The sequence below is a fragment of the Actinomadura sp. B10D3 genome (assembly GCF_039871695.1).
Taxonomy (GTDB): Bacteria; Actinomycetota; Actinomycetes; order Streptosporangiales; family Streptosporangiaceae; genus Spirillospora; species Spirillospora madurae.
In genome coordinates this window covers 470,577-488,975 of sequence record NZ_JBDPLY010000001.1, presented here as the reverse complement: position 1 = coordinate 488,975, position 18,399 = coordinate 470,577, and the positions used below count along the sequence as shown (strand labels likewise).

16 protein-coding genes are annotated in these 18,399 nt (G+C 71.3%); 10 read left to right on the top strand and 6 right to left on the bottom strand.

The features are described from left to right. Positions 1–117: 117 nt before the first annotated feature. The 6 genes from ABGB11_RS02075 to ABGB11_RS02050 all read left to right on the top strand — a co-directional run bounded on the left by ABGB11_RS02075 (position 118) and on the right by ABGB11_RS02050 (position 7,667). Positions 118–1,353 carry a SpoIIE family protein phosphatase gene (locus ABGB11_RS02075; RefSeq protein ID WP_347628144.1) on the top strand — a complete coding sequence of 412 codons (1,236 nt, stop codon included), beginning with the start codon at positions 118–120 and terminating at the stop codon, positions 1,351–1,353. A gap of 242 nt (positions 1,354–1,595) precedes the next feature. Next, entirely contained in the window at positions 1,596–2,285 is a 690-nt protein-coding gene (locus ABGB11_RS02070) for a succinate dehydrogenase cytochrome b subunit (RefSeq protein WP_347628142.1), read from the top strand. A gap of 2 nt (positions 2,286–2,287) precedes the next feature. After that, positions 2,288–4,225, top strand: a complete 1,938-nt coding sequence (locus ABGB11_RS02065; RefSeq protein ID WP_347628545.1) for a fumarate reductase/succinate dehydrogenase flavoprotein subunit — start codon at positions 2,288–2,290, stop codon at positions 4,223–4,225. 20 nt (positions 4,226–4,245) lie between these two features. Next, the gene (locus ABGB11_RS02060) at positions 4,246–4,998 is read left to right on the top strand and encodes a succinate dehydrogenase/fumarate reductase iron-sulfur subunit (protein WP_347628140.1); all 753 of its coding nucleotides are present in this window, start codon (positions 4,246–4,248) and stop codon (positions 4,996–4,998) included. 56 nt (positions 4,999–5,054) lie between these two features. Continuing rightward, positions 5,055–5,801: an arginase family protein gene (locus ABGB11_RS02055; RefSeq protein WP_347628138.1), complete on the top strand. Its 747-nt coding sequence runs from the start codon at positions 5,055–5,057 to the stop codon at positions 5,799–5,801. 63 nt (positions 5,802–5,864) lie between these two features. After that, positions 5,865–7,667: a tetratricopeptide repeat protein gene (locus tag ABGB11_RS02050; protein ID WP_347628136.1), complete on the top strand. Its 1,803-nt coding sequence runs from the start codon at positions 5,865–5,867 to the stop codon at positions 7,665–7,667. A gap of 97 nt (positions 7,668–7,764) precedes the next feature. Here the strand turns inward: ABGB11_RS02050 and ABGB11_RS02045 are convergent, their stop codons facing one another. The 6 genes from ABGB11_RS02045 to ABGB11_RS02020 all read right to left on the bottom strand — a co-directional run bounded on the left by ABGB11_RS02045 (position 7,765) and on the right by ABGB11_RS02020 (position 14,377). Then, positions 7,765–8,763 (bottom strand): LysR substrate-binding domain-containing protein, encoded by a 999-nt coding sequence (locus ABGB11_RS02045; protein WP_347628134.1) that lies wholly within the window; start codon positions 8,761–8,763, stop codon positions 7,765–7,767. A 44-nt stretch (positions 8,764–8,807) separates the two neighbouring features. Next, the gene (locus ABGB11_RS02040) at positions 8,808–9,506 is read right to left on the bottom strand and encodes a Crp/Fnr family transcriptional regulator (RefSeq protein ID WP_021594287.1); all 699 of its coding nucleotides are present in this window, start codon (positions 9,504–9,506) and stop codon (positions 8,808–8,810) included. Positions 9,507–9,819: 313 nt separating this feature from the next. Further along, positions 9,820–10,590 carry a succinate dehydrogenase/fumarate reductase iron-sulfur subunit gene (locus tag ABGB11_RS02035; protein WP_347628132.1) on the bottom strand — a complete coding sequence of 257 codons (771 nt, stop codon included), beginning with the start codon at positions 10,588–10,590 and terminating at the stop codon, positions 9,820–9,822. Then, on the bottom strand, positions 10,587–12,530 hold the full coding sequence (locus ABGB11_RS02030) for a fumarate reductase/succinate dehydrogenase flavoprotein subunit (protein ID WP_347628130.1): 1,944 nt from the start codon (positions 12,528–12,530) through the stop codon (positions 10,587–10,589). Before ABGB11_RS02030 ends, ABGB11_RS02035 begins: the two co-directional genes overlap by 4 nt. Positions 12,531–12,542: 12 nt before the next feature. Further along, the gene (locus tag ABGB11_RS02025) at positions 12,543–13,373 is read right to left on the bottom strand and encodes a hypothetical protein (protein WP_347628128.1); all 831 of its coding nucleotides are present in this window, start codon (positions 13,371–13,373) and stop codon (positions 12,543–12,545) included. Positions 13,374–13,702: 329 nt separating this feature from the next. Beyond that, on the bottom strand, positions 13,703–14,377 hold the full coding sequence (locus tag ABGB11_RS02020; protein ID WP_347628127.1) for a helix-turn-helix domain-containing protein: 675 nt from the start codon (positions 14,375–14,377) through the stop codon (positions 13,703–13,705). A 104-nt stretch (positions 14,378–14,481) separates the two neighbouring features. Between ABGB11_RS02020 and ABGB11_RS02015 the strand changes: the two genes are divergently transcribed. The 4 genes from ABGB11_RS02015 to ABGB11_RS02000 are packed head-to-tail and all read left to right on the top strand — an operon-like array spanning position 14,482 to position 18,379. Beyond that, positions 14,482–15,045 carry a hypothetical protein gene (locus tag ABGB11_RS02015; RefSeq protein ID WP_347628125.1) on the top strand — a complete coding sequence of 188 codons (564 nt, stop codon included), beginning with the start codon at positions 14,482–14,484 and terminating at the stop codon, positions 15,043–15,045. A 5-nt stretch (positions 15,046–15,050) separates the two neighbouring features. Next, positions 15,051–15,608 (top strand): OmpA family protein, encoded by a 558-nt coding sequence (locus ABGB11_RS02010; RefSeq protein ID WP_347628123.1) that lies wholly within the window; start codon positions 15,051–15,053, stop codon positions 15,606–15,608. A gap of 2 nt (positions 15,609–15,610) precedes the next feature. Then, positions 15,611–16,765 (top strand): OmpA family protein, encoded by a 1,155-nt coding sequence (locus ABGB11_RS02005; protein WP_347628121.1) that lies wholly within the window; start codon positions 15,611–15,613, stop codon positions 16,763–16,765. Between the two features lie 48 nt (positions 16,766–16,813). Further along, a complete protein-coding gene (locus ABGB11_RS02000; RefSeq protein WP_347628119.1) occupies positions 16,814–18,379 on the top strand; it encodes an OmpA family protein in 1,566 nt (521 codons plus the stop codon). Positions 18,380–18,399: the final 20 nt, after the last annotated feature.

The following is an 18,399-nucleotide window of genomic DNA, read 5'->3' as shown; positions in this document are numbered from 1 at the left end:
CTAGGCCGATGCCGCTGCCCCGGCGCGGCCGGTACCGCCTCCCTGCCGCCGCAGGAATAAAGCGGTTCGCCACGGCCGTTGCCAGTGCCGTCGCCAGCCCGACTCTTCGGAAGCCCTGTGAGCACCATCAGCCATCGGACCCACCCCTTCACGCCGGGGGCCGAGGACAGGCTCGACCTGCTCCTCATCGACGACGACCCCTCCGACGTCCTCATGGTCGAGAAGATGCTCGCCGAGAGCGGCATGGACGCGGGCATCACCGTCGCGCAGGACCTCGCCACCGCCGCGCGGGCGCTGACCCGCCGCACGCAGTGCATCATCGTCGACCTGTCCACTCCCGGCATCGACCGGCTGGAGGCGCTCCGGCAGGTGCTCGACCTCTCCGGGACGGCCGCCGTCGTCGTCCTGACCGGCCTGAACGACGCCCACCTCGGCGTGCAGGCGGTCGCCGCGGGCGCCGAGGACTACCTGGTCAAGCAGGAGGTGGACGCGCCGCTGCTGGCCCGCGCCATCCGCTACGCCATAGAGCGCAAGCGCTCGGAGGAGACCGAGCGGCGCCTCGTCGAGGCCCGCATCCTCGGCCGGGAGAACGCGCGGCTGGAGCGCGGGCTGCTGCCCGTCCCCCTCATCGACGACCCGTCGCTGCGGCACCACACCCGCTACCGGCCAGGCCGGCGGCGCGCGCTGCTCGGCGGCGACTTCTACGACACCGTGCAGACCGACGGCGGCGCGGTCCACCTGATGATCGGCGACGTCGCCGGGCACGGCCCCGACGAGGCGGCCCTCGGCGTCCAGTTGCGGATGGCCTGGCGGACGCTCGTCCTCGCCGGCCACACCGGCGAGCAGCTCCTCGGCACCCTCGACACCGTCCTCGGCCACGAGCGGCGCAGCGAGGAGATCTTCACCACCCTCTGCATGATCACGATCGCGCCGTCCCGGCGGACCGCGCGGATGCACCTGGCCGGCCACCCCGCCCCGCTGCTGTTCCGCGGGGCGCCCGGCGCCGGCGGCGAGGTCACCGCGCTGCCCGACTACGCGCACGGCCCGGCGCTCGGCCTCGTGCCCGGCGCCGAATGGCCGACCACCGAGATCGATCTCGGCGAGTCCTGGGCCCTGATGCTCTACACCGACGGCCTGATCGAGGGCCGGGTCGGCTCCGGCTCCGAGCGGCTCGGCACCGAGGGCCTGACCGAGCTCGCCCGGGCGGCGCGCGGCAAGGGCGCCACGGGACGCCGCCTCATCGACGAGCTGGTGGGCGAGGTGGAGCGGCTCAACGGCGACGCCCTGACCGACGACCTCGCCGTCCTGCTGCTGGCGCGGCGCGCGGAGGGCGCGGAGGCCGGGGAGCTCTGACCCGGCGGCCCGGCTCCGGTGGCCCCGGCACGGCCCGCCGATCACACTCCTCCGACCTCCGTCAATGTCTTCTGGATCACCGTCCGGGAGGGTTCCCGCACCCCCTGTGAAGTCCCTCACCTGGGCAGACGTCACGGAACGGCCACAAGTCCCGGCCTGCGTGTGTGCATAGCCTGCGGCTATCGCAACGAGTGCCTGACCGACTTGGCAAGAATCGCCGAACCGGACATAGCGTGCAGGCCGTGGCTATAGCGATACCTGCGATCTACCGATCGACCGTCGGCAAGAAGGCCGTCATGGCGGTGACCGGCGGCGTGCTCGTGCTGTACCTGGTCCTGCACATGATCGGGAACCTGAAGATCTTCCTCGGGGCGGAGGACTTCAACCACTACGCGCACTGGCTCCGCACGATGGGCGAGCCCGCGGTGCCGCACCGGACGGTGCTGACACTCATCGAGGTGGCGCTCGGGGTGTCGGTCGTCCTGCACATGTGGTCGGCGGTGTCGCTCGCGCGCCGCGCCTCCGCGGCCCGTCCCGTGAAGTACCAGTCGCGGAAGAAGTCGCACGCGCAGGGCTACGCCACCCGGACGATGCGGTACGGCGGCGTCATCATCGCCGTGTACGTCGTCTGGCACCTCCTGGACCTCACCTTCTTCGTCGTGAACCCCGCGGGCAGGAGCGCCACCCCGTACGAGCGGATGGTCGCCGACTTCGACCCGTCCCGCTGGTACATCACCGTCTGGTACGTCGTCGCCGTCCTGCTCGTCGGACTGCACCTCCACCACGGCGTCTGGAGCGCGTTCCAGACGCTCGGGCTGCGGACCCCGCGCAGCGAGCGCGCCCTGCGGAGCCTCGCCGCGACGGTCGCGGCCCTGGTGACGCTCGGCTTCGTCTCGGTCCCCCTTTCCATCACCTTCGGATGGGTGAGCTGAACATGAGTGACGGCTTCTACACGACCGGCGAGCCGATCGCCGACACCAAGGCCCCGGCGGGCGCCATCGAGGACCGCTGGACGACCCGCAAGTTCGAGGCCAAGCAGGTCAACCCGGCCAACAAGCGCAAGAAGAAGATCATCATCATCGGCACGGGCCTGGCGGGCGGCTCGGCCGGCGCCACCCTCGGCGAGGCCGGCTACCACGTCCAGCAGTTCTGCTTCCAGGACTCCCCGCGCCGCGCCCACTCGATCGCCGCGCAGGGCGGCATCAACGCCGCCAAGAACTACCGCAACGACGGCGACAGCGTGTACCGGCTGTTCTACGAGACGGTCAAGGGCGGCGACTTCCGCTCGCGCGAGTCCAACGTCTACCGGCTCGCCGACATCTCCCGGAACATCATCGACCAGTGCGTCGCGCAGGGCGTCCCGTTCGCCCGCGAGTACGGCGGCCTGCTCGACAACCGGTCCTTCGGCGGGACGCAGGTCTCCCGCACCTTCTACGCCCGCGGGCAGACGGGCCAGCAGCTGCTCCTCGGCGCCTACCAGGCGCTGATGCGCCAGGTCGACGCCGGCAACGTCGAGCTGTACCCGCGGCACGAGATGCTCGACCTGATCATGGAGAACGGGCGGGCGCGCGGCGTCGTCGTCCGGAACCTGATCAACGGAGAGATCAAGCACTACACCGCCGACGCGGTCGTGCTGGCGTCCGGCGGCTACGGCAACGTGTACTTCCTGTCCACCAACGCGATGGGCTCGAACGTCACCGCGTCCTGGCGCGCCCACCGGCACGGCGCCCTGTTCGCCAACCCCTGCTACACGCAGATCCACCCGACGTGCATCCCGGTCAGCGGCGACCACCAGTCGAAGCTCACGCTGATGTCGGAGTCGCTGCGCAACGACGGCCGGGTCTGGGTGCCGAAGGAGGCCGGGGACTCCCGCCGTCCCGGCGACATCCCCGAGGACGAGCGCGACTACTACCTGGAGCGCATCTACCCCTCCTTCGGGAACCTGGTGCCGCGCGACATCGCGTCCCGCGCGGCGAAGAACGTCTGCGACGAGGGACGCGGCGTCGGCCCGGGCGGGCTCGGCGTCTACCTCGACTTCGCCGACGCGATCGAGCGGCTCGGCCGCGACAAGGTCGAGGCCAAGTACGGCAACCTCTTCGAGATGTACGAGCGCATCACCGGCGAGAACCCGTACGACACGCCGATGCGGATCTACCCCGCCGTCCACTACACGATGGGCGGCCTGTGGGTGGACTACGACCTGGAGTCCACCATCCCGGGGCTGTTCGTCATCGGCGAGGCCAACTTCTCCGACCACGGCGCGAACCGGCTCGGCGCGTCCGCGCTGATGCAGGGACTGGCGGACGGCTACTTCGTCCTGCCGAACACGATCGGCGACTACATCGCCCGCAATCCGTTCGACCCGGTCTCGGAGTCGGCGATCGGCGAGGCCGAGGAGCGGGTGCGGTCCCGGATCGAGCGGCTGCTGTCGGTCGACGGGGACCGTTCCGTCGACTCCTTCCACCGCGAGCTCGGCCACATCATGTGGGAGTACTGCGGCATGGAGCGCACCGAGGAGGGGCTGCGCAAGGCGCTCACCCTCATCCCCGCGTTGCGCGACGAGTTCTGGACGCGCGTCAAGGTCACCGGCAAGGGCGAGGAGCTGAACCAGCAGCTGGAGAAGGCCGGCCGCGTCGCCGACTTCTTCGAGCTGGCCGAGCTGATGGTCATCGACGCGTTGCACCGCACCGAGTCCTGCGGCGGCCACTTCCGGGCCGAGAGCCAGGACGAGGACGGCGAGGCCAAGCGCGACGACGACAACTTCGGCTACGCCGCCGCCTGGGAATGGGCCGGGGAGGGCGCGCAGCCCGTCCTCCACAAGGAGGCCCTCACCTTCGAGTACGTCAAGCCCACGCAGCGCTCGTACAAGTAACAGAGGTCGTACAGGTAATCATGAAGCTCACACTGCGCGTCTGGCGCCAGAGCGGCCCCCAGGACAAGGGGCGGATGGTCGAGTACAAGCTCGACGACGTCTCCCCCGACGCCTCGTTCCTGGAGATGCTGGACGTCCTCAACGAGAAGCTCATCGCGTCCGGGGAGGAGCCGGTCGCGTTCGACCACGACTGCCGCGAGGGCATCTGCGGCATGTGCTCGCTGGTCATCAACGGCACCCCGCACGGCCCGGAGCGGGCCACCACCACGTGCCAGCTCCACATGCGCAAGTTCAGGGACGGCGAGGTCATCGACGTCGAGCCGTGGCGGGCGAAGGCGTTCCCCGTGGTCAAGGACCTGGTGGTCGACCGGTCGGCGTTCGACCGGATGATCCAGGCGGGCGGCTACATCACCGCCCCGACCGGCACCGCGCCCGAGGCGCACTCGACGCCCGTGCCGAAGCCGGACGCCGACCGCGCGTTCGAGGCCGCCGAGTGCATCGGCTGCGGCGCGTGCGTCGCGGCCTGCCCGAACGGCTCCGCCGCGCTGTTCCTCGGTGCGAAGGTCACCCACCTCGGGCTGATGCCGCAGGGCCAGCCGGAGCGCTGGGACCGGGTCGTGTCCATGCTGGAGACCCACGACGAGGAGGGCTTCGGGGGCTGCACCAACACCGGCGAGTGCACCGCCGCCTGCCCGAAGGGCATCCCGCTGGACGTCATCGGCCGCCTGAACCACGACTACCTGAAGGCGACCGCGGGCGGCAAGAAGCGCTGACCCCCTGTTCCAGGCCCCGCTCGGAATACCGGGCGGGGCCTTCTACTGTTGGCGGCATGACCATCACTTTGGTGCCGTACCACCAGGACGAACGACTCCCCGACTCCTCCTTCCCGGTGCCCGGCCCGGACGTCATCCCGGTCACGCGGGAACTGCCGGAGGGCGACGTGTGGCAGCGGGTCGGCGCGCTGTTCGAGCTGGTCAGGGCCGAGGTCGCCGACCAGGTCGGCGGGGGCTCGCGGCCGCTCGTGGTGTCGGGCGACTGCCTCACCGCCGAGGCCGTCCTCGCGGGCGTGCAGAAGGCGGGGGTGGACGCCTCCATCGTCTGGTTCGACGCGCACGGTGACGTCCACACGGTGCGGAGCTCGACGTCCGGTTACATCGGCGGGATGCCGCTGCGGCAGATCCTCGGGGCCGATTCCGGCCTCCTGGCCGACCGGCTGGGGCTGCGCCCGCTGCCGGAGGAGCGCGCCGTCCTGGTGGACGCCCGCGACCTCGACCCGGCGGAGGCGGACTTCCTGGCGTCGTCGAAGGTGCGGCGCTGCGGTGTGGAGGACGTCGTCCTGCCGGAGGGGCCCATCGTCCTGCACGTCGACGTGGACGTGATCGACGCCGGTGACCTGCCCGGACTCAAGTTCCCGGTCGGCGGCGGGCCCTCCCGCGACACGGTCGTCGAGTCCGTCCGCCGGATCATGGCCACCGGCCGCGTCGCCGCGCTGAGCGTCGCCTGCCCGTGGCACCTCCCGGAAGGCGAGGACGCCGAAGTCCGGGCACGTCTCCTGCGGGATCTGCTGGCCGCCTGATCGGCTTCTCGCACCTGCGCACAACGCCTTCGGCGAGGTGCGATCTTGCACTAGCATCCCGCCATGCACGTGCATAAGGGAGTGCATCTGCATCAGCAGATGCAAGGGCGGCCGTTGTCGTCGCAGGCGGTCCACCGGTCGATCCTCTGCGTCGACATCGAGGCCTTCGGCGGCCGGACGAACTGGGACCAGCTCGTCGCCCGCGACGGGCTCTACCAGGCCTTACGGGAGGCCCTGGTCGAGTCCGGCATCCCGTCGGAGTCCTGCTACTGCGAGGACCGCGGCGACGGCGCCATGATCCTCGTCGGGCCCGACGTGCCGAAGGAGCGACTGGCCGGCGCGTTCCCAATGGCGCTCGCGGGCGTGCTCGGCCGGCACAACGGCGGCGCGCCCCCGGGCGCCCGGATCAGGGTCCGCGCCGCCGTCCACGCCGGGGAGGTCGTCTACGACGGGCACGGCGTCACCGGGAAGTCGATCACCACGACGTTCCGGCTGCTGGATGCCGCCCCGCTCAAGGAGGCGCTGCGCGACTGCCCCGGCGTTCTCGCGCTGATCGCCTCCGACTGGTTCTACCAGGAGGTCGTCCGGCAGAGCCCGGCGTGCGCCGCAGCCTCCTTCCGCGAGGTGGACGTCTCGGTCAAGGAGACCCGGACGCGCGGCTGGATCCGGCTGCCGGGCACGCGCGCCGACGCCGGCCGCGTCCCGCGGCTCCTCGCCCTCCACCCGGGCGGCGAGATCTCCGTCCCGGCCGCGGCCGCCCTGCTCGCCGTCTCCGACGAGGAGGCCGCCGCGGTGCTCGGCGGGCTCGGCCTGGAGGAGTGCGCCGAAGGCCGCTACCGCGTCGGGCCCCTCGGCGGCGGGCCGGACGGCGAGGAGCGCACCGCCGCCCTGCGCCGCGTCCTCGCCTGGTACCTCGGCACCGCCGACAACGCGCGCCGCCTGCTCTGCCCGGAGCGCATCACCCCGGCGCTGACGCTGCCGGACGAGCCGTGCCGCCCGCTCTCCTTCGGCACCGCCGGGGAGGCCCGCAGCTGGTGCGAGACCGAGCGGCTCAACCTGATCGCCGCCGCCCGGGTCGCCGCGGACGAGGGCCACCACGACATCGCCTGGCGGCTCCCGCTCGCCCTCTGGACGTTCTTCTTCTTCCGCAGCCCGTGGACGGACTGGATCAAGGCGCTGCGCACCGGCCTCACCTCCGCCCGCGTCCTCGGCGACGACCGCGGCATCGGCTACGCGCTCGCCGGCCTCGGCTACGCCAGCCAGAGCCAGTGGCGGTTCGAGGAGTCCGCCCGCTTCTTCACCGCCGCGTGCGAGGTGTTCGCGCGGCTCGGCGACCCCCGGGGCGAGGCGTGGGCCCTGCACGGCCTCGGCCACACCTGCCGCCGCCTCCAGCGGCACCACGAGGCGGTCGTCCACCTCCGCCGGTCGCTGCGGCTCGCCTCGGCGGCCGGCGACCGGCGCAACGCCGGCCTCGCCCTCATCGCCCTCGGCTACGCGCACGCCGGGCTCAGCGACTTCGACGCCGCCCTCATCTGCTTCCAGGAGGCCCACCCCATCGCCGTGAAGACCGACCGCCGCTCCGAAGGCTGGTCGCTGCACGGCCTCGGCTACGCCCACCACGGCCTGCGCGACTTCGACCAGGCGGTGACCTACTACCGGGATGCGCTGGAGGTGTTCCGCGAGATCGGCGACCGCCCCGGCGAAGGGGAGGCTCTCTACAACCTCGGCCAGGCCGACCTGCACCTGGGCCGCGAGGACGCCGCCCGCGACTGCTGGATGCGCGCCCTCGCCATCTTCGAGGACCTCCAGACCCCGCAGACCTCCGGCGTCCTCGCCCGCCTCCGCTCCCTGGATCCGCGATCATAGGCCCATGCCCCTCCAGGACCACATGCGCCGGGCCGCCGAGCAGGCGGTGGACGACTACGTGGCCTTCCAGGAGAGCTGAGGGGAGGAGCCCGCGGGCTCAGCCGACCAGGGTCTCGACGCCCGCGGGGAGGCTGCCGGCCAGACCGGCCTCCACCAGGAACGTCTCCAGGGTGCCTTGGAACGCGCGGGCGGCGTGGGTGAGCTCCACGTCCTTGCGGTGGGCCAGGGCGATGGTGCGGATCAGGCCGGGGGCGTGGCGGCCGCGGCGGGCCTCCTCGTCGGCCAGGACGAGCGGTGTGCCGCGCAGGCCGGGACGTCCGGCGAGGACCATGCTCGGCACGACCGCGATACCGAGGCCGACCTCGACGAAGCGCAGGACGGCGTCCATCTCGCCCCCCTCCACGGCGAACCTGGGCTCGAACCCGGCCGCCCTGCACGCGCTGATGGTCGCCTCGCGCAGGTCGTAGCCGGGACGGAACATCACCAGGGGGCGGTTCTGCAGGTCCTCGATGCGCAGGTAGGAACGGCGCGGCAGCGGCGCCGCCTTGAGGGAGCGCTCCGGCGCCCTCTGGTCGGGCCCGGCCGGAGAGGCCACCACCAGGTTCTCGCGCAGTATCGGGGTGGTGTCCAGCGGCGGGTCACCGTGCAGGGGGAGGATGACCAGCGCCATGTCGAGGGAGCCGCGCGTCAGCTCCCGGACCAGGTCGCGGGACCCTCCTTCCTCGACGATGAGCTGGATCCCCGGGTACGCGTCATGGAAGCGGCGCAGGACGTCCGCCAGCAGGCCCGCACACAGGGACGGTGTGGCACCGAGCCGTACACGGCCGCGCTTCAGACCGGCCAGCTCTTGCACTTCCAAGCGCGCGGTGTCGACATCGGCCAGGATGCGCTTCGCCAGTGGCAGCAAGGCCTCCCCGGCGGGGGTCAGCGTGATGTTTCCCCGCGCGCGGCTGAACAGCGACACGTTCAGCTCGTTCTCCAGCGCGCGGATCTGCTTGGAGAGGGAAGGCTGCGCAACCCGCAGGAGCTCGGCCGCCTGCGTGAAGTGGCGTACCTCCGCGACCGCGACGAAGTAGGCGAGCTGCTGCAACTGCATCCTGCACAGAGTACGGGTCGCCGCCGCGCGCGCCCCGCACCGGGTCAGCGCGCGTGCCGGCGCAGCGCCTGGAGGTCGTGGACGATGAGGCGCCGCCGCCCCGTCTCGATCCAGCCATGCCGGCGCAGCGTGCGCAGCGCCTTGCTGACCGCCTCGCGGGACGCGCCGACCCAGCCCGCCAGCTCCTCCTGCGACAGGTTGAGCGTGATCCGGACGCTCTCCCCCCCGGCGTTCGCGCCCGTCCGGCGCTCGTAGGGGACGCCGAACCGCTCGGCCAGCTCGACGAGGCGCTGCGCCACGCGCCCGGTCGCGTCGAACATGCCGAACTCGACGCGCTTGCGGTCCGCGTCGCGCCAGCGCTGGCAGAGCATCCGCATGATGATGATGGAGACGCGGCCGTGGGCCTGCAGGAACGCCATGAACTCGTCCGCCGTGACGGCGATCGCCCGCACCGGTTCGAGCGCGGTGACCGTCGCCGACCGGGGCATCCCGTCGATCGCGGCGACCTCGCCCAGCAGCGCGCCCGCGCCGCGCACCGCCAGCAGCGCCTCGCCGCCCTGCTCGCGGTAGGAGAACGCCTTGACCCGCCCCCTCAGCAGGACGGCCACCCAGCCGGGCTCCTCCCCCTCGGCGAAGAGCACGTCCCCCCGGTCGAAGTCGCGGACGCGGCCACGTGACTCCAGATCCGCCCGTTCCGCCGGGGTGAGATCGGCAAGGAACGAACCCGGTTCGAGGGGGCTCATGCCCCCACGTTAAAGGGAACCGTCCGCTCCCGCTCCCCGGGAATCAATCACGGTTGTGTGTACTAATCCCTACTCCATCGGGCGCGCGTGGGCGAGTCTGGGACACGGCGTGTGCGACCGGGGGTCGTCCAGGCGCCTCGGCGTTCACGGGGAACGGCGGAACGGCGGGCGGCGGTCCGGGGGCGCGCCGCCCGCCGTGCCTCGGGTGCGTCGCTCGCCAGCGCGCCGCCCCGCGGCGGCCAGCGGCGGAGAAACGCGAACGCCCCCCGTCGCGCGGGGCGGCGGGGGACGTTCGCGAAGAACTCGGGCGGACTCAGGCGGACGGGGTGTCCTGCCCCTTCTTGACGATGCCGAGCTTGCTGCCGAGCCACACCACCGGGTCGTACTTGCGGCCCACGACCCGCTCCTTCATCGGGATCAGGGCGTTGTCGGTGATCTTGATGTGCTCGGGGCACACCTCGGTGCAGCACTTGGTGATGTTGCAGAAGCCGAGCCCGTGGTCGTCCTGCGCGATGTTGCGCCGGTCGGCCTCGTCGGCCGGGTGCATCTCCAGCTCGCCGATCCGCATCAGGAAGCGCGGGCCCGCGAAGTTCTCCTTGTTCTCCTCATGGTCGCGGATGACGTGGCAGACGTTCTGGCACAGGAAGCACTCGATGCACTTGCGGAACTCCTGCGACCGCTCCACGTCCACCTGCTGCATGCGCAGCTCGCCGGGCTTGGCGTCGCCCGGGTCGAACGAGGGGATCTCCCGCGCCTTCTGGTAGTTGAACGACACGTCCGTGACCAGGTCGCGGATGACCGGGAACGTCCGGATCGGCGTGACGGTGACCGTCTCGTCCGGGTCGAAGGTCGACATCCGGGTCATGCACAGCAGCCGCGGCATGCCGTTGATCTCCGCGGAGCACGAGCCGCACTTGCCCGCCTTGCAGTTCCACCGGACGGCGAGGTCGGGCGCCTGCGTGGCCTGCAGCCGGTGGATGATGTCGAGGACGACCTCGCCCTCGTTCACCTCCACCGTGTAGTCGGTGAGCTCGCCGTCGCCGTCGTCGCCGCGCCAGACCCTGAACTTGGCCTCGTAGCTCATCGGTCCTCCTCCGTCTCGACCTCGTCGGCCAGTCCGGCCGGAAGCTCCTCGGCGGTCAGGTACTTCTTCAGCTCGTCGTTGTCGAACAGCCGGAGCAGGTCGTCCCGCATCGGCGTGAGCGGCTGGCGCTTCAGCTCGATGTGCGGGGACGACGGGTCGCCGGCCAGCGAGCAGACCAGGTTGGTCTTCCGCCACTCCGCCGACATCTGCGGGTAGTCGTCGCGGGTGTGGCCGCCGCGGCTTTCCTGCCGCTCCAGCGCCGCCTTCGCGACCGCCTCCGACACGAGCAGCATGTTGCGCAGGTCCAGGGCGAGGTGCCAGCCCGGGTGGTAGCCGCGCCCGTCGTTCACGGCGACCGGGGAGACGCTCACGTTCGCGACCCGCTCGCGGAGCTTGCCGAGCGCCTCCAGCGCCTGCTTCAGCTCCTCTTCCTTGCGGATGATGCCGACCAGCTCGTTCATCGTCTGCTGCAGCTCGGCGTGCACGGCGTAGGGGTTCTCGCCGCCCTCCCGCTCGAACGGCGCGAGCGCCTCGGCCGTCGCCGCCTCGACCTCGGGGTCGGGGACGGCGGGGCGCGCCGCCAGCCCGTCCACGTACTCCGACGCGCCGAGCCCGGCCCGCCGGCCGAACACCAGCAGGTCCGACAGCGAGTTGCCGCCGAGCCGGTTCGAGCCGTGCATGCCGCCGGAGACCTCGCCCGCCGCGAACAGGCCGGGGACCAGCGCGGCACCGGTGTCGGGGTCGACCTCCACGCCGCCCATCACGTAGTGGCAGGTCGGGCCGACCTCCATCGCCTCCTTGGTGATGTCGACGTCCGCCAGCTCCTTGAACTGGTGGTACATCGACGGCAGCCGCTTGACGATCTCGGCGGCGCCGCCGGGCATCCGGTCGACGACGGTGAGGAACACACCGCCGTGGGGCGATCCCCGTCCCGCCTTGACCTCGGCGTTGATCGCCCGCGCCACCTCGTCACGCGGCAGCAGCTCGGGCGGGCGCTTGTTGTTCTCCGGGTCGTCGTACCAGCGGTCGCCCTCCTCCTCGGTGGTCGCGTACTGCTCCTTGAACACCTCGGGGATGTAGTCGAACATGAACCGCTTGCCCTCGGAGTTCCGCAGGACGCCGCGGTCGCCGCGCACCGACTCGGTGACGAGGATGCCCTTGACGGACGGCGGCCAGACCATGCCCGTCGGGTGGAACTGGACGAACTCCATGTTCAGCAGCGTCCCGCCGGCGAGCAGCGCCAGCGCGTGGCCGTCCCCGGTGTACTCCCAGGAGTTGGACGTGACCTTGAACGCCTTGCCGATGCCGCCGGTCGCCAGCACCACCGCGGGCGCCTCGAACACGACGAACTTCCCGGTCTCGCGGACGTAGCCGAACGCGCCGCAGATCTTGCCGTCGGCGTCCTTCAGCAGCCGGGTCACCGTCGTCTCGGCCCACACCTTGAGGTTGGCCTCGTAGTCGCCGTGCTCGGCGTGGTCCTCCTGCTGGAGGGCGACGATCTTCTGCTGGGCGGTGCGGATCAGCTCCAGGCCCGTCCGGTCGCCGACGTGCGCCAGCCGCGGGTACTCGTGCCCGCCGAAGTTGCGCTGGCTGATCTTGCCGTCCTTGGTGCGGTCGAACAGCGCGCCCCACAGCTCCAGCTCCCAGATGCGGTCCGGGGCCTCCTTGGCGTGCAGCTCCGCCATCCGCCAGCTGTTCATGAACTTGCCGCCGCGCATGGTGTCGCGGAAGTGGACCATCCAGTCGTCGTTGGCGTTGACGTTGCCCATCGCGGCGGCGGCGCCGCCCTCGGCCATCACCGTGTGGGCCTTGCCGAACAGCGACTTGGAGATGATCGCGGTCTTCTTGCCCTGGAGGCGCGCCTCGATCGCCGCGCGCAGCCCGGCGCCGCCCGCGCCGATCACCACGACGTCGTACGAGTGCCTCTCGATCTCAGTCATGATTCCTTGGCCTCAGTTGAAGATGCGCAGGTCGGAGATGGTCTCGCTGGCGACCAGCGCGACGTACAGGTCGGCCACCACCAGCGAGCCCAGGGTGATCAGGGCGTACATGCCGTGGCGCTCGTTGATCTTCGACACCCAGCCCCACATCCGGTACCGGAACGGGTGCTTGGAGAAGTTCTTCAGGCGCCCGCCGACGATGTGCCTGCACGAGTGGCACGACAGGGTGTACAGCCAGAGCAGGACCACGTTCGCGACCAGGATCAGCGTGCCGAGCCCGATGCCGAAACCGCCGTCCTTGCCGTGGAAGGCGAGGATCGCGTCATAGGTGTTGATGAGCGAGATGGCGACGGCGGCCAGCCAGAAGTAGCGGTGCAGGTTCTGCCCGATCAGGGGGAAGCGCCGCTCGCCGGTGTACTTGGCGTGCGGCTCGCGGACGGCGCACGCGGACGGCGACGCCCAGAACGACCGGTAGTAGGCCTTGCGGTAGTAGTAGCAGGTCAAGCGGAACAGCAGCAGGAACGGGAGCGAGACCGCCGCGAAGGGGATCCAGCCGCGGGTGCCCGCCGGCAGGAACGTCCCGAACTCCGCCGCGTCGCCCGTATGGCCGTTCACCGTCACGCCGTTGCAGATCTCGTTCAGGCACGGCGAGTAGAACGGCGTCAGGTAGTGGAACTCGGGCACGTAGAAGGCCGAGCCCCAGAAGGCCCGGACGGTCGCGTACACCACCCATGCCGTGAAGATCACGAAGGTCGTGACCGGATACAGGCGCCAGTTGTCCTTGCGGAGCGTGCGTTCCTTGATCTGGGCGCGCGTTTTGGCCGGCGCCTCCACAGTGCTCATCGATCGCTCTCCTGAGCTCGGGTCGTCGTGTCCCCGTACCACGGTCTGCGCGCACCCATGCGGCCGTCCGCGCCCCGGGCCGTTGGTCGTGCGCCCCGGCCGGGGCCTCCTCACGCGGGCGGCCTGCGGGCCGCGCCGCATGCGGGCGGTGACGCCACGTATGCGCTTCCAGCGAAGCGACCCTACGCCACCCGCCGGGAGCTGTGACATACATAACAGGCAGACCTGCATGTGAGTCTGACCACAGACTTTAGCCGTCCCGGAGCCCTCCGGCACCGCCTGCCATTCATAACCAGTTGTTATGGTCCAGAAGAATCGAGACGAGTGCGCTACGGCATGACCGTCTGGTCGTGCGGGGCCTCCTTGAGGACCGTCCGGGCGAAGTGCGCCTCGGCCTCACCGGTCCGTCCGTTGCCGTACACGCGCAGCACCTCCGCGAGGTCGGGGAAGCGGTCGGCGATCAGTGCGGCGGCGGCCTCGATCTCGGCGGCGGACGCCACCTCGCGCAGCAGCGCCTGGACGAGCCGGGCCGATTCGGCCGCGCGGCGTCCACCCGGCCGGTGACCGTCCCGCCCGGAGGTCTCGTCGGACGGCGCGGCGCCCGATGAGGGACGGCCGGACGGCACGCGTTCGGGCGTGGTCATGCGCATCCCCGACGTGGTGGCCGCCGACTCCGCCTTGATCTCCTCCAGGCGCGCCTTGACCTCGACGGGCGCCAGCGTGTCGAACGCGGGATCGGCGACGAGCTCCTCGGCCGCCATCAGCCGGTGCAGGACGGCCGGGTTGCTGATCTTGGCGCGCTGCCCGGACATGAGCTGGGAGAGCATCGGCGCGGACAGCCCCAGCACGCCGGCCAGCCCCGACTGGGACATGCCGAGACGGGCGAGAAGCGGCCGGACGCGGTCGCCGAGCGGTTCGCCGTACCACTCGGTCTGGAGCGCGCGGTTCCGGGCGACGGCGTCCTCGGTGATGCTCACCTCATCGACTCCCTTGACGATTCGCACATGCAAACGCTACATTCACACACGCACATGCTACCGGGCTCTTCCGGTCATGGTGTCACGACAACACACATTTGCATATGCGACAGACCCGAAAGGACCCGACCATGCCCCTCTCCCATCGCCTGGCCGCCCTCACCGCCGCGGGGGTGCTGGCGGCAGCCGGACTGACCGGCTGCTCCGCGACCGGTGAGGCGTCCGGATCCGGAACGCCCTCCCGCGCGGGCGCCGAGGGCGCGGTCGGGAAGGCCGCCTTCGACAACGCCGACAAGCCGGTGGTGAAAGGCACCTTCGACAGCCCCGCGGCACAGGGGGCCAAGGTCGACATCGCCATCATGGGTCTCCGGGTCAAGGGGAAGCTCGCCACGCTCAACGTCCAGTTCACCCCGCACGTGCCGGGCGCCGAGCCGGGCCGCACCAACGCCTACGGGCTCAACGGCGACCACGGCCTCGGCACCTCGCTGATCGACCCGGTGAACCTCAAGCGCTACGTCGTGGTGAAGGACTCGTCCGGCAAGGAGCTGGAGACCGACGACATCTTCACCCACATGACGAACGACCAGGCCACCCCCTTCTACTTCACCTTCGCGGCACCGCCGGAGAACGTGAAGACCCTCGACGTGCAGATCGGATCGTGGCCCACCTTCCGCGACATCCCGGTCCAGCGGTGAGCCGGATGCGCCGTCCGATCGTCATCGCGGGCGTCCTGGCGCTCGTCCTGGCCGTCCCCGCCGTGGCGGGCGCCGACCCGAGCGTGCCCGACGCGAACCTGTCCGAGAGCGTCCGTTCCATCGGCGCCGACGGCGCGGTGTACGGCATCGACCTGTCGGAGGCGGTCCTCCCGCTGGAGGAAGAGGAGGCCGACGGCAGGCAGGTCACCGTGCGAATCTCCGCGGACGTCCTCTTCGACTTCAACAAGGCGACCCTCACCGAGGCCGCCCGGCGCCGCATCGCCTCCCTGGCCCCCCGGCTGCGCGCCGCCACGGGCACCGTCCGGGTGTCCGGGCATTCCGACTCCATCGGCGACCCCGGCTACAACCTCCGCCTCTCCGAGCAGCGCGCCGAGGCGGTCAAGGCCGAGTTGCAGAAGGCCTTGGCGGGGGCCGACCTCCAGATCGAGGCCACGGGCCACGGCGAGACCAAGCCCGTCACCCCCAACGAGAAGGGCGGCAAGGACGACCCCGCGGGACGCGCCAAGAACCGGCGCGTCGAAATCACCTACGAGAAAGGCTGACCATGCAGCGAGCATCACGAGTACTCGCCGTCTTCCTGGCGGCCGGGCTGTCCCTGGCCGCGTGCGGCGGCGACGAGCGGCCGAGGAAGACCGCGGGCGGCCAGGGCAGGACGAGCGGGGGCCCCGCCCCGCCAACCGCGCCCCCCACCCCCACCGGGCCGGAGCCGACGAGCTGCCCGGACGGCGGGCAGCTGATCAAGGCGGTCGAGATCCCGGCCGTGCACAGCGACCCGGTGCGCATCCCGGAGGCGACGATCAGCGGCCAGAAGATCCCGGCCGCGACGATCCCGGGCGTGGACATCCCCGCCCAGCACATCCCGGCGCAGTGCGTCGAGCACAAGCCCGCCCCGGGCGGCTGCCTCGGCGCGATCACCATCCCGGGCGTCACGATCCCGCCCGTCACCCTTCCCGGCGTGACGATCCCCGGCGTCAAGGCCCCGGGCATCGACGTCTCGCCGGTGACGCGCTCGGAGGTCTCGCGCCTGGCCGTGACGCGCCTGTCCGTCACCCGCCTGGAGGTGTGCCAGAGCAAGCCGTCCGAGGAAGGGCAGTACGTCAGCTCCGTGTACCGGGCCGCGCTCTACCGCAGCGCCCTCTACCGCAGCGCCCTCTACCGCACCGCGGTCTACCGGCCGCGCGCCTGCAACGACGCGGGCGAATGCATCCCCTCGGTCAGCGTGCCCGGCGTGTCGGTGCCCGGCGTGAGCGTCCCCGGGGTCAGCGTCCCCGGCGCGACCCTCAAGGCGTACACGGCCGGCCCGGGGCAGGTCATCAAGGGCGAGGACAGCATCGCCTACGACATCAAGGCCGACGTCCTCTTCGACTTCGGCAAGGCCGACATCAAGCCCGCCGCGGCGGCCGAGCTGACCAAGATCGCCGAGTCGATCGGCAAGGAGGTCCCCGGCGACGCCCCCATCCAGGTGGACGGCCACACCGACGCCAAGGGCGACACGGCGTCCAACCAGACCTTGTCCGAACGTCGCGCGCAGGCCATCGTCGACTGGCTGGCCACCAAGGGCGGCATCGACCGGTCCCGCCTGAAGGCCACCGGCTACGGCGAGAGCAAGCCGGCCCACCCCAACACCAAGCCGGGCGGCTCCGACGATCCCGCCGGACGCGCCAAGAACCGCCGCGTGGTCATCTCCGCCACCCGCTGACCCTCCGCACCCCGCCGAAGCACCCAGACCGACTTCGAAAGGTGCCCGATGCGTACAGGAAGGATCGCCGGCGTCTTACTCCTGCTCCCGCCGCTCCTGGCGGGATGCTCCGGCGACACCGAGGAGAACCGGGCGGGACGAGGTACGGCTTCGGGCAAGCCGAAGCCGTACACCGGCCCCATGGTCAAGGACGCGTGGTCGTCGCTGAACGGCGGCCACTCGCGGATCGAGATGAAGCAGGTCGAACGCCGCGGTGACCGGTCCGTGCTGCGCTTCTACCTGACCAACCCGGACAAGAAGCCACAGCACTACTCGTTCGGAACCACGATCGCCGGCTCGGCGTTCGGCAACCTGCATTTCAAGCTGGTCGACCCAGTCGGCCACAAGGCGTACACGCCCCTGTACGACGACGCCGACAAGACCGTCGGCAGCAACCTGTTCATCACCTCCGCCCACCCGGGCGCGCATTACGAGACCATCCTGGAGTTCCCGGCCCTGCCCCGGTCGCTGGACCGCATCACGGTCGTCACGCCGACCACGGCGGGCGAGTTCACCGGCGTGCCCGTCGTCGACGGCCGGGGCCCGATCAAGCCGACCGCGCCGACGCCGGACCTCACCGACAAGCCGGCGCCGGGCAGCCGGGTGGCCTGGCCGGTGCGCGGCCTCGACGCCCCCGCGAAAGGCGGCACCTTCGACCTCTACGGCCTCACCGAGGGCGACGTGAAGTCGACCTCCAGCAGCGGCTCGGAGGAGAAGGTCGGCCTGCGCACGGACGTGCTGTTCGAGTTCGACAAGGCCACGCTCACCGGCCGGGCGAAGAGCGTCCTCGACCAGGTCGCCGCCGAGACGAGGGCGAAGGCCGACCCGGCCAGGCCCCCGATCCTGATCACCGGGCACACCGACGGCAAGGGCGCCCACGACTACAACATGTCGCTCTCCCAGAGGCGCGCCGACACCGTGCTCAGGGAGCTCCAGGCCAGGCTGGGCACCGCCTACCGGTACCGGGCCGAGGGGAAGGGCGAGACCGAGCCCGTCGCCAAGGAGAACGGCCCCGACGACGAGCAGGCCCGGCAGCGGAACCGCCGCGTCGAGATCTCGTACCAGATCAAGCAGCAGACGACCGAGACGAGCACCACCACCTCCCGCGCGGAGCAGGAACGGCGCGGCGGCACCGCCGGCCCGCCGGCCTCCTTCCGCCCCGACGGCCGCACGGTGGCCGCCCGCTCCGCGACCTTCGGCTCGGGCAAGGGAGACAGGCGCCGCATCGACGTGAAGCCGTTCTACCGCGACGGCGCCTACCTCGTCGTCGTGTTCGACATCGTGAACCTCGGCCCCGAGCGCGGCCCCGCCCCCACCGAGAACTACTCGGCATCGGGCGGCGGCACCTTCGGCGACTTCACCGTCACGGACCCCGCCACCCGGACCGTCTACCGCGGCGTCCGCATGGGCGGCGAGGGCGGCGCCTTCGTCGATCCCGGCTGGTCGGCCTTCAGGACCGAGCCCGGCACCGGCAACCGCGGCTTCTTCTACGTCCCGGCTCCCCCGCCCACCGTGAAGAGCGTCACCTTCAACGCGGGGCCGTTCGGCCAGATCCCCAACGTCCCCATCCAATGATCGGGACACCGGGCGCCGGG

What these genes read in the sequence shown, in the direction of transcription:
- ABGB11_RS02065 (WP_347628545.1), top strand. Translation starts at nt 2,288, where the DNA reads ATGAGTGACGGCTTCTACACGACCGGCGAGCCGATCGCCGACACCAAG.
- ABGB11_RS02060 (WP_347628140.1), top strand. Translation starts at nt 4,246, where the DNA reads ATGAAGCTCACACTGCGCGTCTGGCGCCAGAGCGGCCCCCAGGACAAG.
- ABGB11_RS02055 (WP_347628138.1), top strand. Translation starts at nt 5,055, where the DNA reads ATGACCATCACTTTGGTGCCGTACCACCAGGACGAACGACTCCCCGAC.
- ABGB11_RS02050 (WP_347628136.1), top strand. Translation starts at nt 5,865, where the DNA reads ATGCACGTGCATAAGGGAGTGCATCTGCATCAGCAGATGCAAGGGCGG.
- ABGB11_RS02045 (WP_347628134.1), bottom strand. Translation starts at nt 8,763, where the DNA reads ATGCAGTTGCAGCAGCTCGCCTACTTCGTCGCGGTCGCGGAGGTACGC.
- ABGB11_RS02040 (WP_021594287.1), bottom strand. Translation starts at nt 9,506, where the DNA reads ATGAGCCCCCTCGAACCGGGTTCGTTCCTTGCCGATCTCACCCCGGCG.
- ABGB11_RS02035 (WP_347628132.1), bottom strand. Translation starts at nt 10,590, where the DNA reads ATGAGCTACGAGGCCAAGTTCAGGGTCTGGCGCGGCGACGACGGCGAC.
- ABGB11_RS02030 (WP_347628130.1), bottom strand. Translation starts at nt 12,530, where the DNA reads ATGACTGAGATCGAGAGGCACTCGTACGACGTCGTGGTGATCGGCGCG.
- ABGB11_RS02025 (WP_347628128.1), bottom strand. Translation starts at nt 13,373, where the DNA reads ATGAGCACTGTGGAGGCGCCGGCCAAAACGCGCGCCCAGATCAAGGAA.
- ABGB11_RS02015 (WP_347628125.1), top strand. Translation starts at nt 14,482, where the DNA reads ATGCCCCTCTCCCATCGCCTGGCCGCCCTCACCGCCGCGGGGGTGCTG.
- ABGB11_RS02010 (WP_347628123.1), top strand. Translation starts at nt 15,051, where the DNA reads ATGCGCCGTCCGATCGTCATCGCGGGCGTCCTGGCGCTCGTCCTGGCC.
- ABGB11_RS02005 (WP_347628121.1), top strand. Translation starts at nt 15,611, where the DNA reads ATGCAGCGAGCATCACGAGTACTCGCCGTCTTCCTGGCGGCCGGGCTG.
- ABGB11_RS02000 (WP_347628119.1), top strand. Translation starts at nt 16,814, where the DNA reads ATGCGTACAGGAAGGATCGCCGGCGTCTTACTCCTGCTCCCGCCGCTC.